A 16,072-nucleotide genomic window follows, 5' to 3' on the forward strand; every position below is an offset into this window, starting at 1 on the left:
GCCGACAACTATCTCGCCGGCGTCAAACTCGCCTCAGTACGCATTTGGCTGCGATTTAATGAGTCCGTGGCCTAGGGTTAAGGTCAAGTCTGGGATGGCGGCGCGGAGCGGCGCAGTGACTCGCCGCTGAGTTCCAGGCGGTGGGCGTTGTGGACCAGGCGGTCGAGGATGGCGTCGGCATAGGTGGCCTCGCCGATGACGGTGTGCCAGTCGGCGATCGGCAGCTGGCTGGTGACGATGGTGGAGCGCCGGCCGTAGCGATCCTCGAGGATTTCGAGCAGGTCGTGACGGGCCTGAGCGCCGAGGGGCTCCAGACCCCAGTCGTCAAGGATGAGCAGCTGGGCGGCGCCGAGGGTCTTGAGGCGGCGGCCGGCGCTGCCGTCGCCATGGGCGAGCGCCAGTTCATCGAAGAGCTTGGGCACGCGCACGTAGAGGACGGAGCGGTTGTCGCGGCAGGCCTTGTGACCGAGCGCGCAGGCCAGCCAGCTCTTGCCGACGCCGGTTGGCCCGGTGATCACCAGGTTGTCGTGGGCATCGATCCAGTCGCCCTTGACGAGACTGGCCAGCAGCCCTCGATCGATCCCCCGGTGGGCGCGGTAGTCGATGTCCTCCGGGACGGCGTGATGGCGCAGCCTGGCGTGACGCAGGCGCGCGCCGAGCCGCTTGTCCTGGCGATGGACGGCCTCTCGCTCCAACAGCAGGGCCAGCCAGTCGGCATGGCCCAGGCCGGCGGCCTCGTCATTGGCGGCAAGCTCGTGGAAGGCCTTGGCCATGCCGTGAAGGCCAAGGTCGTGCAGTTGATCGAGCGTGGGGTGGATGAGCATGGATGTTCTCCTCAGTGGTAGTAGCCAGGACCGCGGATATTGGAGTGGAGGATGGCCAGGTCTTGATCTTCCCCCTCGCGGGCCCGACGGACGGGTTGACCGTCGAGCCGGTTGTCGAGGATCGATCTGACGGACCCATAGGTGCGCGCGCCGACCTGCAGGGCGCGTAGGCATGCGGCCTCCAGACGGGCCGGCCCGAAGGGCTTGGCCAGGCGCACGATGCCAAGACAGGTGCGGAAGCCCTGCTCGGGATGGGGGCGATGCTCCAGGATCAACAGAGCATCACGACCGAGGGGCCGATCCGCATCGCCTCCCGGATGATGCGCTCAATGGTCCAGTCGCTGTAGCGGCGATGACTGGAGGGCATGTGCTCGATGATGGTGGTGTGCTTGCCGTCGCCGCTGCCGCGCATGTGGGCGGCGATCCGCTCACCCTTGAGGAACACCTCGACCGTCCGGGGCGTCAGACGCACCTCGACGCTGGCCCGGGCGTGGCGATAGGGGACCGAGTAGTAGTGGCCCTCAACATCGACATGATAGTCGAGGCCGACCTTGCGCAGGCGCCACTCGGCCAGAACATAGGGCTCGGCCGGCAAGGGCTTGAGCCGTGGGGCGCCGATCTCCTCGAACAGTTGGCGACGGGTGCGGCCGACGTAACGCAAGACGCGCTGATCGTTGAGCCGGACTAGCAGCTCGGCGATGGCGGCGTTCACTTCGGCCAGGCTGTGGAAACGTCGATGGCGCAGCCGCCCCAGCAGCCATCGCTCGACGATGCGCACGGCGGCCTCGACCTTGGCCTTGTCGCGTGGGCGCCTGGGCCGCGCCGGCAGCACGGCGGTGTCGTAATGGGCCGCCATCTCGGCGTAGGTGCGGTTGACCTGCGGGTCGTAGAAGCAGGCCTTGATCACCGCGACCTTGGGGTTGTCGGGCACGATCAGGCGGGCCGCCCCGCCGAAGTAGGTGAAGGTCTGGGCGTGGGCGTCGATCCAATCGGGTAGGGTCTCGGTCCAGCTGGCGTGGGCGAACGACAGGCTTGAGCCGCCCATCACCGCCACGAAGATATGCGCCCCTCGCGTCCTGCCTGTCCGTGGATCGACGATCACCGGCACGGTGTCGCCGGCGTAATCGACGAACAGCTTGTCGCCGCCCAGGTGGGTCTGGCGCATGGTGACTGGAAGGCGCGCCTCCCAGCCCCGGTAGAGGTCGCAGAACCGGCTGTAGCGATAGCCGTCCGGGTTGGTCTCGATATACTCGTCCCACAGGATCTGCAGGGTGACGTGCTTGCGCTTCAGCTCGCGGTTCAGCGCCGCCCAGTCGGGCTCCCCCCGCCGCCGGTGACCCTGCTTGGTTCCGGCTTCGCCGTAAAGAAGCGTCTCAAGATCGGCGTCGGTCAGGTCCAACGGCAACGGCCACGCCAATCCAGACCTCTCAGAGCGCCGGAACATCTCCCGCAGTGTCGAGGGCGCCACCCCGGTTCGTCGCGCCACCTCCCGGGTCGCCAGGCCGGCGTCCCGGCTCAATCTCAACATCTCGCGCACGCGGCGCATGGCGATCCTCTCCGTCGGCATCGGCCCCTCCAAAAAGGAGGAGCCTAGAGCCAACGAAGACCCTCACGGCCCGCGCCCTGGGCGGCATCATCTCGGAATGCCGCGCGGGGATTAATCGGAACGGTGGGCGCGATCAGATCGGAATGGTGGGCGGCATCAAATCGGAATGACGGGCGCGATCAGCCCGGAATCCGCACTGAGGCCCTCTTTGCTCGCTGTGGGTCGATGTACCGCTGGCTCGCGACGGCGGCGGCCATGGTTTCAGCGATCGCCGTGGTGTTGTCATCCACCATTGTGAACGTGGCTGTCCCGGCGATCATGGGGCAGTTCGGCATCGATCAGACCCGGGTGCAGTGGCTCGCGACTGGTTTCCTCGCCGCGATGACGGTCACCATGCTGCTCTCTGCATGGTGCGAGCGCACCTTCGGTCATCGGCAAACCATGATGGTGGCCCTGGGCGTGTTCCTGTTCGGATCGGTCCTTGGCGGGCTGGCCCCGGATGATACGGTGCTCATAGTCTCCCGGGTGATCCAGGGCGCTGCAGCGGGTGTCATCCAGCCGCTGGCGATGGTCGTGATGTTCCAGGTGTTTCCCCCTGACAAGCGCGGCGCGGCTATGGGCATCTTCGGGATTGGCGTGGTGCTCGCCCCGGCGCTGGGGCCGTGGGTCGGCGGACTGCTGATGGATAGCTTCGACTGGCGGTTCCTTTTCTATTTGGGGATTCCCTTCGGCCTCGGCGGCATCACGCTGGCGAACCTTTTCCTGCCCGATCGTGATCCTGCGGCTGCGAAGGCCCGACTGGACTGGCCGGCCCTGGTGTGGCTCAGCGTGGCGCTGCTCGCGTTGCTGGAAACCATGTCCAGTGGACAGCGCCAGGGCTGGGCCTCCACGCCCGTCCTCGCGGGGTTTGCGATCACGATGACCTGCGCGGCGGCCTTTCTTGTCTGCGAAAGTCGGATTCCGCATCCGCTGCTCGACCTGCGGGTGTTCGCCAGTCCCCCCTTCGCTGCGGCCGCAGCGGTCAGCTTTGTGCTGGGGGCCGAACTGTACGGCACGACCTATCTGCTCCCGGTCTTCGTCCAGCAGATTCAAAACTTCACCCCAACCCAAGCGGGTCTGCTGCTGATGCCGGCCGGCTTCGTCCTGGTCATCGTCTTTCCCGCCGCAGGCATGATGAGCGACCGGCTGTCGCCAGGATTGCTGATCGGGGCGGGCATGGCGATTTTTGCCTATTCGTCGTGGCTAACGGCCCACGTGAGCGCCGACACAGCCTTCTGGACGCTCGCTTGGTGGACGGTGATTGGCCGCATTGGCATGGGCTTTGTGTTCCCCTCGCTGAGTTCTGCAGCTCTCAAGGTGCTGCCGCTGGAACTGTTATCCCAGGGCTCAGGCTCGATGAACTTCACCCGGCAATTGGGCGGAGCGCTTGGCACGAGTATTCTGGGCGTTATCATTGAGCGACGAACCGCGTTCCACGGCGACGCCCTCGCCGCGACCCAAACGTCGGATAATTCGACTACAGGCAACTATCTCATGGAAGCCGCGCGAACCGTCCACGCGATGGGACTCGGGCCTTTGGAGCAACTCCCGGCCGCCGGCTGGTTGCTGGGGCAAGGAGTTTACTACCAGGCGGCGGCGGCCGCCTACCGAGACGGGTTCCTGATCACGGCTATGGTCTTCGCTGCGGCCCTCGCGCCGACGTTCGTTCTTCATCGTGCTTTGAGCCGCGTCGCGGGGCGATCCCTGACAGGATCCGGTTCGGCTTCGGGGGGCGAGGCCTCGCGGGCGACGAAGGTATAAGCCCGGTTCCGGCTAGATGATCGGCGCCAAGCGCGAGGCAATCCTCTCGGCAGTCATCGACCTCATGAACCGGCCGGACCCGAAGGTGTCGCTCGTCCGGATCAAACCGCTGGATCTGTTGGGCGACCCCTCCGACCGTCAGCGCGCCGTAGGGATCGGCGGCGCTCCATCAATCGCCTTGTCGCCGATCACAACCAGTAGCGCAAACCTTTCGTCTTGAGCGCCGCAGACAAGGTCATCGTACTCGCCGCAATGTCCACCAAAAAATGGAATCAATCCAACATTCTAACGCTTGCTGCATTAAGTGTAAAAAGGCGGCGCAGTTGGTTGCTGCGCCGCCTAAGTATACCGCGCCCAGGAGGTAAGCACTAGGGCACGGCCGAGGGAGGCGGGAAGGTTGTGCCTTGCGCCTCTTCCCCAGGATAAAATAAAATATCGCGCATATCAACTATGCATTCGCTTAAACGATCGATATTTTCCCATATATAATATTATGGCGGTACATCTATTTCCCGCAATGCCTAAAATGGATAGTAACGGGTCACGATCACAAAATGATCGGCGGGAATTATCTCGGCAGGGTTAGTTAAGATAAATTTAGCAAGTGTTTTATTAAAAGTTATATTTCGATTTCTGGGGTTGAAGATGTTTAGTTTGTACTATCTCCGGAATTATAAATTCCGTTCTAGGGTTGGTGGTCCAGGCTTTCTAGAAACTCGACAGCAGCGTTGAGAAACGCGTCGTTGCGGTCCCCCGCCACCATGTGGGACGCGCCTGCGACATCGGTGAACTTTGCATTCGGCAGTAGGGCTACGAAGTTTTCCGCCGCTTCGAGAGATACCAATTCGCTCAGCCTGCCCCTGATAAGGTGCACCGGAAGCGTTAACCCGGGTAGCCGGGCTTGGAATGCGTCGGTATCCTGCGCGGTTCGTCCGCGATGGACGCCGGATACAAAGCCGGGATCCCAGTGCCAGCGCAGTCGTCCATCATCACATTGCCGCAGGTTTTTGGCAAGTCCAGATAGATCCTTTGGTCGCGGACGGTGAGGCAGATAAGCCGCGATAACCGCAGCGGCTTCTTCAAGGCTGCCAAAACCTTGCGCGACATGTGCTCCCATGAACTCCATTACTTTGGCGGCTCCGTCCGAGTCCATGCTCGGAACGATGTCGACAAGAGTGATTGAGCTGAAACTCCCAGGCGCGACCTCGGCCTCCGCGTAGAGTCCGGCAAGGCCCCCGAGAGATGCGCCGATAATCGCCGTACGCCCAGGCATCGTCCCCACTACATCTACGAGATCCTCAGCGAAGCGGTGAATCCTATAATCGCCTGTTGGCGACCAGCCACTGTCACCGTGGCCGCGCAGATCGAGCGCGATAACTTCCCACTCTCGATCCGCGAGCGCCGACGCGGTCTTTGCCCACGCATGGCGGGTCTGGCCGCCGCCGTGCGCTAGGATCACAGAGCCGCGGCCTCTAGCACCATAACGGTCGGCAGCGAGGACTATGCCGTCGCTTGTTTTGAAAGCGACTGGGGTAGGTCTATTCATATGTGGTTCCCACGACTTCACCCTTCATGCGTAGCATGTATATAGAATCTAAAAACACATATGTGTTGAAAAGCGCGGCAAGAATTTTGTGGCCCGGCGGGGTTCGTGGTGCAATCCGTTGCGAGCTAGGTTCGGTTGGAAGCCCGCGCGAGCGGGGCCTTTACTGACAAAATCGGCGTAGGTAACTATCCACCTTATAGTGGTTCAATCCGGTAAGCCGGGCCGGTAAATATGTTACATTCCTCTATATTTGTGAGATAGTCTCAGTATTTTCAATCCCACCGAGTACCGACTATGTGGGCTTTGAATGTTAAGCGGCGTTCAAAGATTATGTCGGATCTCGCGTTGACGTGACCCCCTGAAACTCCTCCAGGAATAATTAGAGTCCGCCCACCAAAAGGACGGACGAATGAAGCGATCACGGTTCACGGAAGAGCAGATTATCGGGATCCTGCGCGAGCAGGAGGCGGGCGTGCCGGTGGCGGACCTGTGCAGGAAGCACGGTCTCAGTTCACCGACCTTCTACAAGTGGAAGGCCAAGTACGGCGGGCTGGACGTGTCGGAGGCGCGACGTCTGAAGGCGCTGGAGGACGAGAACGCCAAGCTCAAGCGGATGCTGGCCGACGCGATGCTCGACAACGTCGCGCTGAAAGACCTGCTGGGAAAAAAGTGGTGACGCCCGCCGCGCGTCGGGAGGCCGCGGCGTACCTGCGCCAGGCCTACGAGATGAGCGAGCGGCGGGCGTGCCGGGTTCTGGGCGCAGATCGCACGAGCGTGCGCTACCAGGCCACGCGGCCTGACGATGATGTCCTGCGCGAGCGGCTCAAGGCCCTGGCGCAGGAGCGTCGCCGGTTCGGCTATCGCCGGCTGCACGTGCTGCTGAGGCGCGAGGGCCATGCGGTCAACAAGAAGCGGGTCCAGCGGCTCTACCGCGAGGAAAAGCTGACCGTGCGCCGGCGGGGCGGGCGCAAGCGCGCGATCGGCACGCGGCGGCCTCTGGAGGTACCGTTGACGCCCAACCAGCGCTGGAGCTTGGACTTCGTGTCCGACCAGATGACCGACGGACGCCGGTTCCGGATCCTGACGGTGATCGACAACTGCACGCGCGAATGCCTGGCCCTGGTGGCCGACACCTCGCTGTCAGGCGCTCGGGTGGCGCGCGAGCTGGACGCCATCATCGCCCAGCGCGGTCGGCGGCCCGACACCATCGTCAGCGACAACGGCACGGAATACACCTCCAACGCCATCCTGGCCTGGACCGACGATAGCGGCGTGGGCTGGCATTACATCGCTCCGGGCAAGCCCCAGCAGAACGGCTACAATGAGAGCTTCAACGGCCGGCTGCGCGACGAGCTACTGAACGAGACCCTGTTCCGGTCGCTGCCGCACGCCCGCGCCGTGCTGGAGACCTGGCGGCGCGATTACAACGAGCGCCGGCCACACTCCAAGCTCGGCTGGATGACACCCAGGGAGTACGCCAGCGTCTTCTGCGGAGAGGCCGGCCGGCACGCTGCGCAGGCTGATAGCTCCGCGCGCCGGCCTCTTGCCACCCACCAACACCAAGGCTCAAATCAACCCAGGACTCTCGTTATCGCTGGATGAGAAATGGGGGTCACGTCACCACGCAGCCAACAATAAAGCTGATCATATCCTCCACTCCTTCTCGCGTGGCTAGATAACGCCGTCCAGAATGATCGGTTCATGAGCTCGCTGGCCTTGCGTAGCGGAAACGATGCGGGCATGCAGATCCGATGCCGCCCCTGACACTCTCGCAGAACGACTTTCGCCGCCTTGCTACGGTGCTCCGTACGTTGGCCCCTTCTGCCGCCCGGCCCGGTCTCAGAAAGCTAGGGCTGTTACGCGGAGGGGTTACCGACGACACGAGCGACGCGACATATGAGGGCTTTGTTACGGCGCTTGAGGCGCTCGGGCCCACATTTGTTAAGCTTGGGCAGATCATGGCGACCCGCTCGGATCTGCTCCCCCCCGAGTTGACCGAAAGGCTCGGCAGGCTGCACGATAGCGTCGCTCCGGTTCCCTTCGAACAGATACGTGAACAGCTGGCAATCGATCTTGGCGGAACGCCCGAAGATATCTTCGCTGAATTTTTCCCCACCCCAATCGCCGCCGCTTCAATAGCGCAGGTCTACGCCGCGCGGCTCACGACTGGTGAAGAAGTCGTCTTGAAAGTTCGCAGACCCGGTATCGGGGCTATCATGCGCGCGGACCTGCGGCTGCTCGCGGCCGCAGCGCGTGTCGTCGAGCGGCGCGCGCCGGCGCTTCGTCGCCATCAGCCCGTACGTGTCGTCTCCGAACTGAGTGAAGCTCTCCTGGAGGAGATCGATTTTCGAATCGAGGCGCGTAATCAGTCTGAGGTGCGCAAACGAGCGACGGTCTTCCATGTGCCCATAGTCCATGAGCGGTTTACCACTGAAAGGACCATGGTCAGCACCCGCATCCGCGGTCGCAGCCCTAACGCAATGTTTCGCAACGAGGAGCCTGCGTTGGCGCGTGCGTTGGCGCCCGAAGCGGCCCGGGGCCTACTGGGCATGATCCTGTTGGACGGGGTGTTCCACGCTGACCCTCATCCCGGAAATGTTCTGGTGACGCCAGACGGTCGTCTGGCGCTATTGGATTTCGGCTCGGTCGGACGCCTCTCGGTCAAGCGGCGAGAGCAGGTGCTAGTGGTCCTCGGCTCCCTGGTGGATGCCGATGTCGCCGCAGTGTCCGATGTATTAATGGAATGGGCTGGCCGCTCCGGACCGCCTCCGACCGGCCTTGAGCAAGGTATTGAGCGCTTCTTTCTGCGCTATGCAGCCGACTCCGGGCGGCCGATCCGGCTTGCGGAGGCTATTGGCGAATTCCTCTCCATCGCCCGCGACAACGCGCTGACCTTGCCGCCTGACCTGTTACTCCTGTTGCGGGCTCTCGGCATCGCGGAGGGACTGGCGAGGACGCTCGACCCCGAGCTGGATGTTGTCGACGCGATTGCGCCGGTGGTGGTCAAGGCCTTCGCGTCAAGGTTTGCGCCCAAAGCCCTAGCCACCCGCGCCTTCCGTGCATTCAAGGAACTCGATCAGATTTTGGCGACCGGGCCAGAAGCGATAAGACGCGGCATCGGCCGCCTCAGCCGAGACGGCCTCGTCATACGCGTCTCAAGTTCAGAATTAGCGGACTTGCCTCGCGCCGTGAAGCGGGCCGGCGAAAGCCTTTCTCTCGCGGTAGTCGTCGCGGCGCTCGTGGTCGCCGCCGCCATCGTAACGGTCGCGAACGGCGGCCAAGTCGCCGCGCCCGGACGAACCGCGATCCTTGTCGTTTCAGGGGTGGGTTTGGTGGCTTTCGTGGTCCGCTTGCTTAGGCGTGACTGACGCCTCACGCACGGGGACGCGCTTTGCTTCGCCATGCACCCAGGCGATCTTGACCAAGCTGACAGTTAGAATGCCGTCCTCAAGCGTCGCTGTCACCTTGTCCGGGTCGACCGGCTCTGGAAGATCGAAAGATGAGTCAATGGGACCCCCGATACCCCCGGACCGTCCCTGACGGCCCCCGGCCCGCAAGCGCAAACGCCTTGGGGTAACATCCAAGCGCAAATCCTGGAGGGCATGCCCAGGGACGTCGACCTCGACGGTTACGTCCTCAATCGTCTCCGCGACCGTAAAAGTCGGAGCCTTCTCAGTCGTAGCCTCGGCCGATGGAAAACCGCGCTTGGCCTCTAGCCTGCGTCCAACGCTGCGAAGGCCGCGGCCAATCAGGCTGTCGTATTCCAGCCGCGCGGAAAATGTCCTTCTGCCCAATTTTAACGAGACGTCGCCTATCATAATAAACTCCTCAAACCACTTCAGCCGGAGATTGCGCGCCGGATGGCGGCAAATTCATGGCGCGTAGAGAACGGTTGTGGGCGGGGGCGGATCCAAGCCGTCATCGCCTGCATCGTCCTTAAGCTGGCGCAGCCGCTTCATCTCAGATGGCATCAAGCTGGCGTATTTCTTGCGCCAGACGTAGAATGTCGCCTCGGAAATCCCGCCTTGCGGCAGACCTCGCCAACCGTGGCGCCCTCATCGACCTGACGCAGGATGAACGACACCTGCGCCTCACTGAACTTCGACCTCTTCATGGTCGCTCCTCACCATGTGGCCCTTGCCGCAAAACGAGAAAACTCTAGCTCAAACCGGTCCAGTTTTTCAGGAGCAGGTCAACCAACGGCGAGAAGGCCTCTCCGGCGCTCGTCTACTGGAACCGGGTGCCGGGCGAGCCGTCCGATGGGCCATATGGGGGGGAGCGGCAACGGTCCCAGCGACGCGTGCGTCATGCGCAATCTGACGACTTTAACGCCGACGCAGGACCATTAAATTCGGATGGAGGCGATAGTGGGTGAGATTGTCATGGACCGAAAATCAGTCTGGCAAGGTCCCCGGCGACATCTTGCATGATCGAGAATGGCGCGTGTGGCTGCAGCGCAACAGACCTTTTCGATCTTTTTACGTGTAAGGGTTTTTTCTTGCCCTGCCCACCAGAGGCCCTTAGTCGTGGGATGTCATTTCGAACAGTCGTTCGAATGCATCTAAAACGTAGCTGCGGGCGATCAACCGCTCGCGGCATAACAAACCAGGTGGGAAATGCGCATTACCCAGGTGCTTTGCGGCACGGCGTCCGCAGCCGTGCTCGCCGGCCTGTCCGTCGCGAGCGTCGCGCAGGCCCAACAAACCGAAACGATGACCGTCGACAGCATCGTCGTCACCGCCCAGAAGCGCGAGCAGAACCTGCAGGACGTGCCGGTCGTGGTCACCGCCGTCGGCGCCAAGCTGCTGCAAGACACCGGCGTCAAGGACATCAAGGATCTGACGATCCTGACCCCCGGCCTGACCGTCACCTCGACCACGTCGGAAGCCTCGACCACCGCCCGCGTGCGCGGCGTCGGCACCGTCGGTGACAACCCCGGTCTGGAAAGCTCGGTCGGCGTCGTGATCGACGGCGTCTATCGTCCCCGCAACGGCGTCTCGTTCGGCGACCTGGGCGAGATGGACCGCATCGAAGTGCTGAAGGGTCCGCAAGGCACCCTGTTTGGCAAGAACACCTCGGCCGGCGTCATCAACATCGTCACCAAGGAGCCCGAGTTCGGTTTCGGCGCGTCTGCTGAAGCCACCCTCGGCAACTTCAACGCCCACGGCCTGTCGGCCTCGGTGACCGGTCCGCTGTTTGGCACCGAGACCCTGGCCGGCCGCCTCTATGTTGCCGCCCGCGAGCGCGACGGCTACAATGATGTTCTGACCGGCAAGGGTCCCAGCAAGCGCGACCAGGACCAGGACCAGGGCTTCTACACGATCCGTGGCCAGCTCCTGTTCGTGCCCAATGATGAAGCCACCTTCAAGCTTATCGGCGACTACACCAAGCGCGACGAGAACTGCTGCGGCGCCGTGCAGATCCGCACCGGCCCGACCGCGCCGATCCTGAACGCCCTGGCCGGCGGCGTCGCCTTGGCCGCGACCGCCAAGCCCTATGATCGCGTCGCCTATTCCAACCGTGGCGCGCCCTCGTCCATCGAGGACAAGGGCATCTCGCTGGAAGGCAATATCGAACTGCCGATCGGCGAACTGACTTCGATCACCGCCATCCGCAACTGGCGCACCGACAACGGTCAGGACAGCGATTTCTCGACGGCTGACCTTGCCTATCGCAACAAGGACGGCACCAACTACAGCGAGTTCACGACCTACACCCAGGAACTGCGCCTGGCTGGCAAGACCGGCAATCTGGATTGGCTGGTCGGCACGTTCCTGGCGGACGAGCGACTGGATAACAAGGCCAACTTCCTCTATGGCAATGACTACGAGCAGTATCTGGGCCGCCTGCTGTCGCGCTCGGCCGCCAACCCTGCCGGCATCGCCAACTTCATCTCGCTGCTGACCGGTCGCGCGCCGAACACAACCTTCACTCCGGGCCAGGGCCTGTACGACAAGTACAATCAGCGCGCCAAGACCATCGCGCTGTTCACCAGCAACACCTACCAGTTCTCCGACGCCTTCAGCATCACCGCCGGTCTGCGCTACAGCATCGACAAGAAGGACTTGGACACCTACCAGACCACGTCCGATGGCGGCGTCGGCTGCGGCATCGGCCTGTCCACCGCTGGTCAGGCCCGCATCGCCGGCATCGTGGGCGCAGCGGCAACCCCAACGGTGGTCGGCAACCTCTGCCTTCCCTGGGCCAACCCGCTGTTCAACGGTCGCGGCACCCACCAGAAGCGCACCGACAAGGAATGGTCGGGCACCATCAAGGCCGCCTATCGCTTCTCGCCGGAAGTGTTCAGCTACGCCTCTTACGCGCGCGGCTATAAGGGTGGCGGTTTCAACCTGGACCGCACCCAGTCGTCGAACGGCCTGCAAAGCGGCGGTCAGGGCGTCGTGCCGATCTACGACACCTCGTTCGAGGGCGAGTTTGTCGACAGCTACGAAATCGGCCTGAAGAACACCCTCTTCAACCGCACTGTCCTGCTGAATGCCTCGATCTTCTACCAGAAGTTCACCGACTTCCAGCTGAACACCTTCCTGGGCACCTCGTTCGCCGTGGCTTCGATCCCGGAAGTAACCTCGCAGGGCGTCGACGCCGACTTCCTGTGGTTCACCCCGGTGCGCGGCCTGACCGTCCAGAGCGGCTTCACCTACGCCAAGACCGAATACGGCAACCAGAAGATCCCGAACGATTCGACCAACGCCCTGGCCCTGCTGCCTGGTCAACGTCTGTCGCTGGCGCCGGAATATTCGGCCTCGGGTTCGCTGACCTATGAGCGTCCGGTGGGCGACAACCTGAAGGCCCGCTTCAACATCGGCGCCAAGTACTCGTCGGAATACAACAGCGGTTCCGACCTGTTCCCGCCGAAGTTGCAAGAGTCCTACACGGTCGTGAACGCCCGCATCGGCGTCGGCACTGCGGATGACGCCTGGACCGTCGAACTCTGGGGGCAAAACCTGTTCGACGAGGGATATACCCAGGTGGGCTTCAACGCCTTCCTGCAAGGCTCGTCGGGGCTCAGTGCCGCCCAGGCAACTTATGTGCCGGCCAATGACACGATTACCTATGACGCCTTCCTCGGCGCGCCGCGCACCTACGGCGTGACGCTGCGGGCGAAGTTCTAACCGGGGGGATCCAGGGACCCGCTCTCCAAAGCGACCAGGGTCCTTGGCTTTCGGATGAGGAAAGGGCGATCCGGGCAACCGGGTCGCCCTTTTTGTTTGTGCGCCCAGCGTGGGCGCTTTCTTGTAGGTGCAACTCCCATCGTCAGTTGATCATAGGAGCGAAGTGAAGCGGAACTGCGGAAGGGCGACCGACCGTGGGGAGGAAGCGGGGAGCGAAGCTGCTGACCAGGGCGAGCGGGCAAGCACTCCCTCAGAGGTTGATTAGCGAATGCCCCGGCCTAGTCTCGCTGGCGGATAAGGCTCTGCATATCGGATAGGATCAAGCTAGAGCCGTCTTGCTGGCGGCGCCCACGCCGCCGACGTTGGAAATGACCCGCGACTGTCGCCAGCGCTATCACTGTCTCACAGGGCGCTGCCTGGACATCTATCCAAGGTGAGGTGGCGCCGTAGCCTCGCTCGGCCCAATCCCGCGCAAGATCCTGACTTGGCCAGACACCCCATGACACGCATCACGCCGACACGCGCAGACCATTCGTCCCGGCGTCAACAGCAGTCGCCGCAGGTCCTGTGCGCGCCAGGGCAAAGGCGTAGCCTGGCCATCGCCAGCAACGCTGCAACTCCCCGCTCAAGACCCCTCCGGTGCCCCATCCCGCGCCTCAGATGATCCTGCAAAGCAAGCGCGGGCGACCACCCAAAACCGATAGGCGGGCCTGGATCCGCGTCTTCAGCTTCGTGGCCTGTGATTTGCGCTCCGCATAGCACGAGTCGCTGAACTCCCGGGTCGCCGCGTTCTCCGCGGCCTTGACCGAGCTGAGCAGCGTGGCGACGAGGTTGTCCTGAAGCGCGTAGTACTGGTGAGCGACAAAGGCGATGAGATGCAGGCGCCGGTCCGCAGCCTTTCGGCGGCGCAGGTCATGAGGGTCTGATTTCATGACGGCCAGGGCGTAGCTGCGTGAGCTATTCTGATCCCAGCCCAAGATCTCGATCACCGGTTCGAGACGTTGGAACAGCTTCGACAGATCCGTGTGGTTGGCCAGCCGCGCCTTCACCGCCATGGGGCGAACGGATTGGGAGTTTTGCTTCAGGACCGCCAATCGGCTGCGCGTGATCCCATCGGTCTCCTCCTTCTCGTCCAAAAGCAGATCGATTTCGGCGGCGAGGTCCTTGGGCAGATGGGCCTCAACCAGAGCCATCTGGCGGGCCCGAAATTGGCCGATGGCGGCCTGAATCAAATCCTGCAGGCTCCGGTAACTCGGAGACGCGATCCGCTCCGTCGCCAAGTGCTCGACCGCCGCATAGAAAATGACCCTTGGTTTCTCGTGCGCCCTGACCCTTTGATCAATCAGCCGGGTCAGACGTGGCTCGTCCTGATCGTCCAGGGTCCGAAATCCGGCCAAGCTCTATGGCCCGATCGTGGCGTTGACGCGTCCTGGCGGCATAGGCGCCGCGTTCGAACACCTCGGAGCCATGGCCCAGCCGGGTGGCGACGTAGGCGATGTCGTTGTCGTGGAATTTCTCAGGAGCAAAGCACCGCCGGCTCTGACGGAAATAGCCGGCGTTCAAACAGAAGCCGATTTGGTGGACCGGATCGCGCAACTGCTCGGCCTCCCGTTGAAAGCCGACCGGCAGGTCGAAGGCGGCCTTGCGCTGGGCGGCGTTCATCAGCGGCGGAGTGTCGAAGGCACGCTGCTCGGCCGGCGACAGGATTTGCATACGAGGCATGGACGGTGTCTCTTTTGATCTGTTGCTTAGGTTTGCTATCCTTTATTTATGAGACGGTTTTTGATACAACTATCGGCACGCCCGCGTCGGCTTTCGCCGCTGTCACACAAACGACCGTATATGAAACGCCCATGAAGCTCGGATATGCGCGGATTTCCAAGGCGGATGGATCGCAGACCCTGGATTTGCAGACGGATGCGCTCGCCGTCGCCGGCGTCACTCCTGAACACGTCTACAAGGACGAGGCGTCGGGAAAGCGCGACGATCGTCCTGGCTTGGAAGCCTGCCTGAAGGCGCTCCGCGAGGGTGACACATTATATGTATGGAAGCTCGATCGCCTCGGCCGTGACCTGAAGCATCTGGTCACAACGGTTCGTGGCCTCTCGGAGCGCGGCGTCGGGCTGAGCGTGCTGACCGGCCAAGGCGCCAACATCGACACAACCACATCCAGCGGCAAGCTGATCTTCGGCATCTTCGCCGCGTTGGCCGAATTTGAAGGCGACCTCATTCGCGAGCGCACCATGGCCGGTCTCGCTGCCGCCCGGGCTCGCGGCCGCAAGGGGCTCACCTCAAGGTTTGTTCGCCAGAACACGCTTTGAAGAACGAACCATGAATATGGGCTATGCGGCGCGGTAGAGCCTGTCGGCGGGATCGTTGAGAGGCCTGAACCCGCCTGCGGTCGCGGCGTCGGCCCAGAGATAGTCGCCCGTCAGGCCGATATGGGCCCAACTCATTGGCGACAGGTGCGCCAGAAGCTCAGCTGGCGCGGCGACCTCCCTGTCCTGGAGATGCTCGACGGCGCGCTGCATATATAATGTGTTCCAGAGCGCGATGGCGGCGATCACCAGGTTCAGCCCCGAGGCGCGGTGCTCCTGGTTGTGCAGGGTGCGATCGGCGATCCGGCCTTGCTTGTGAACGAACACCGCCTGGGCCAGCGCATGGCGGGCCTCGCTCTTGTTGAGGCCAGCCTGGCAGCGCCGGCGTAACTGCGGGCTCTCCAACCAGTCCAAGGTGAACAACGTCCGCTCGATCCTGCCGACCTCGGCGAGGGCCATGTCCAACCGGTTCTGCCGCTTGAACGCCGACAGCTTTTTGAGCATCACGGACGGCGCGACGGAACCGGCCTTGATTGACGCGGCCAGCCGGACGATGTCGTCCCAATTTTCCTCGATCACATCGACCCGGATAGGGCGGCCCAGCAGGGGCTCGAGGATCTTGTGACGCGGCTTAGCGCCGATGATAGCCAGGCGGCGATCCTGCAGATCGCGAAGGCGCGGCACAAACCGATATCCAAGCAGATGACACAGGGCGAACACGTGGTCGGTGGCCCCGCCGGTGTCAGTGTAGTGCTCGCCGCCGCCGCGACCGATCAAGCCGTCGAGGACGTAGGGCGCCTCCGACGAGGTGGCCGATAGCACGCGGGTGGGCTCACCTCAAGGTTTGTGCGCTAAAAGGCGCTTAGAAGCACGAACCAAGAACATGAGCTAGCAGGCTGTTGAAA

The 16,072-nt window shown here is 62.9% G+C and carries 11 protein-coding genes and 4 pseudogenes; 7 read left to right on the forward strand and 8 right to left on the reverse strand.

The genetic code is table 11. The annotated features are described in order from the left end of the window. Positions 1-83: 83 nt before the first annotated feature. Positions 84-824 (reverse strand): IS21-like element helper ATPase IstB, encoded by a 741-nt coding sequence (gene istB, locus AC1RJ9_RS27685; protein WP_062094408.1) that lies wholly within the window; start codon positions 822-824, stop codon positions 84-86. Positions 825-835: 11 nt separating this feature from the next. Next, positions 836-2,370 (reverse strand): annotated as a pseudogene (gene istA / locus AC1RJ9_RS27690) (IS21 family transposase). A gap of 225 nt (positions 2,371-2,595) precedes the next feature. On the opposite strand from istA, the gene AC1RJ9_RS27695 reads away from it, so the two are divergent. Both AC1RJ9_RS27695 and AC1RJ9_RS27700 read left to right on the forward strand, forming a co-directional pair. Then, positions 2,596-4,170: a DHA2 family efflux MFS transporter permease subunit gene (locus AC1RJ9_RS27695; RefSeq protein ID WP_062094406.1), complete on the forward strand. Its 1,575-nt coding sequence runs from the start codon at positions 2,596-2,598 to the stop codon at positions 4,168-4,170. 16 nt (positions 4,171-4,186) lie between these two features. Continuing rightward, positions 4,187-4,390, forward strand: coding sequence for a hypothetical protein (locus AC1RJ9_RS27700; protein ID WP_062094405.1), 204 nt, complete (start codon positions 4,187-4,189; stop codon positions 4,388-4,390). 465 nt (positions 4,391-4,855) lie between these two features. Here AC1RJ9_RS27700 and AC1RJ9_RS27705 read toward each other — a convergent pair whose 3' ends face one another. Further along, positions 4,856-5,629 carry an alpha/beta fold hydrolase gene (locus tag AC1RJ9_RS27705; protein WP_231737338.1) on the reverse strand — a complete coding sequence of 258 codons (774 nt, stop codon included), beginning with the start codon at positions 5,627-5,629 and terminating at the stop codon, positions 4,856-4,858. 496 nt (positions 5,630-6,125) lie between these two features. Here AC1RJ9_RS27705 and AC1RJ9_RS27710 point away from each other — a divergent pair. The 3 genes and pseudogenes from AC1RJ9_RS27710 to AC1RJ9_RS27720 form a co-directional block, all read left to right on the forward strand. Beyond that, positions 6,126-6,278: pseudogene (locus AC1RJ9_RS27710) on the forward strand (transposase); the annotation flags it as partial. Beyond that, positions 6,245-7,318, forward strand: a complete 1,074-nt coding sequence (locus AC1RJ9_RS27715; protein ID WP_249357753.1) for an IS3 family transposase — start codon at positions 6,245-6,247, stop codon at positions 7,316-7,318. The pseudogene AC1RJ9_RS27710 and the gene AC1RJ9_RS27715, both read left to right, overlap by 34 nt. A gap of 356 nt (positions 7,319-7,674) precedes the next feature. After that, positions 7,675-9,084: an ABC1 kinase family protein gene (locus tag AC1RJ9_RS27720; protein ID WP_231737335.1), complete on the forward strand. Its 1,410-nt coding sequence runs from the start codon at positions 7,675-7,677 to the stop codon at positions 9,082-9,084. Here the strand turns inward: AC1RJ9_RS27720 and AC1RJ9_RS27725 are convergent. Together AC1RJ9_RS27725 and AC1RJ9_RS27730 are read right to left on the reverse strand one after the other, a co-directional pair. Further along, positions 9,034-9,534, reverse strand: a complete 501-nt coding sequence (locus tag AC1RJ9_RS27725) for an Hsp20/alpha crystallin family protein (protein WP_082749379.1) — start codon at positions 9,532-9,534, stop codon at positions 9,034-9,036. The genes AC1RJ9_RS27720 and AC1RJ9_RS27725 overlap by 51 nt on opposite strands. Positions 9,535-9,645: 111 nt before the next feature. Then, a pseudogene (locus tag AC1RJ9_RS27730) lies at positions 9,646-9,830 on the reverse strand (transposase); the annotation flags it as partial. 502 nt (positions 9,831-10,332) lie between these two features. Between AC1RJ9_RS27730 and AC1RJ9_RS27735 the strand changes: the two are divergent. Continuing rightward, positions 10,333-12,849 carry a TonB-dependent receptor gene (locus AC1RJ9_RS27735; RefSeq protein WP_492086118.1) on the forward strand — a complete coding sequence of 839 codons (2,517 nt, stop codon included), beginning with the start codon at positions 10,333-10,335 and terminating at the stop codon, positions 12,847-12,849. 656 nt (positions 12,850-13,505) lie between these two features. Here the strand turns inward: AC1RJ9_RS27735 and AC1RJ9_RS27740 are convergent. Beyond that, positions 13,506-14,246 (reverse strand): DUF4158 domain-containing protein, encoded by a 741-nt coding sequence (locus tag AC1RJ9_RS27740; protein WP_082749616.1) that lies wholly within the window; start codon positions 14,244-14,246, stop codon positions 13,506-13,508. After that, entirely contained in the window at positions 14,188-14,562 is a 375-nt protein-coding gene (locus AC1RJ9_RS27745) for a DUF4158 domain-containing protein (protein WP_062097688.1), read from the reverse strand. Before AC1RJ9_RS27745 ends, AC1RJ9_RS27740 begins: the two co-directional genes overlap by 59 nt. A gap of 140 nt (positions 14,563-14,702) precedes the next feature. On the opposite strand from AC1RJ9_RS27745, the gene AC1RJ9_RS27750 reads away from it, so the two are divergent. Then, positions 14,703-15,170 (forward strand): recombinase family protein, encoded by a 468-nt coding sequence (locus tag AC1RJ9_RS27750; RefSeq protein ID WP_492841854.1) that lies wholly within the window; start codon positions 14,703-14,705, stop codon positions 15,168-15,170. A 21-nt stretch (positions 15,171-15,191) separates the two neighbouring features. On the opposite strand, the pseudogene AC1RJ9_RS27755 reads toward AC1RJ9_RS27750, so the two are convergent. Next, positions 15,192-15,992: pseudogene (locus AC1RJ9_RS27755) on the reverse strand (Tn3 family transposase); the annotation flags it as partial. Between the last annotated feature and the right edge of the window lie 80 nt (positions 15,993-16,072).

The organism is Caulobacter sp. GW822-FHT07D08 (assembly GCF_058798735.1).

Bases quoted from the DNA above. Each gene is read 5' to 3' on its own strand.
- istB (WP_062094408.1), bottom strand. From the start codon at position 824: ATGCTCATCCACCCCACGCTCGATCAACTGCACGACCTTGGCCTTCAC.
- AC1RJ9_RS27695 (WP_062094406.1), top strand. From the start codon at position 2,596: ATGTACCGCTGGCTCGCGACGGCGGCGGCCATGGTTTCAGCGATCGCC.
- AC1RJ9_RS27700 (WP_062094405.1), top strand. From the start codon at position 4,187: ATGATCGGCGCCAAGCGCGAGGCAATCCTCTCGGCAGTCATCGACCTC.
- AC1RJ9_RS27720 (WP_231737335.1), top strand. From the start codon at position 7,675: ATGGCGACCCGCTCGGATCTGCTCCCCCCCGAGTTGACCGAAAGGCTC.
- AC1RJ9_RS27725 (WP_082749379.1), bottom strand. From the start codon at position 9,534: ATGATAGGCGACGTCTCGTTAAAATTGGGCAGAAGGACATTTTCCGCG.
- AC1RJ9_RS27735 (WP_492086118.1), top strand. From the start codon at position 10,333: ATGCGCATTACCCAGGTGCTTTGCGGCACGGCGTCCGCAGCCGTGCTC.
- AC1RJ9_RS27745 (WP_062097688.1), bottom strand. From the start codon at position 14,562: ATGCAAATCCTGTCGCCGGCCGAGCAGCGTGCCTTCGACACTCCGCCG.
- AC1RJ9_RS27750 (WP_492841854.1), top strand. From the start codon at position 14,703: ATGAAGCTCGGATATGCGCGGATTTCCAAGGCGGATGGATCGCAGACC.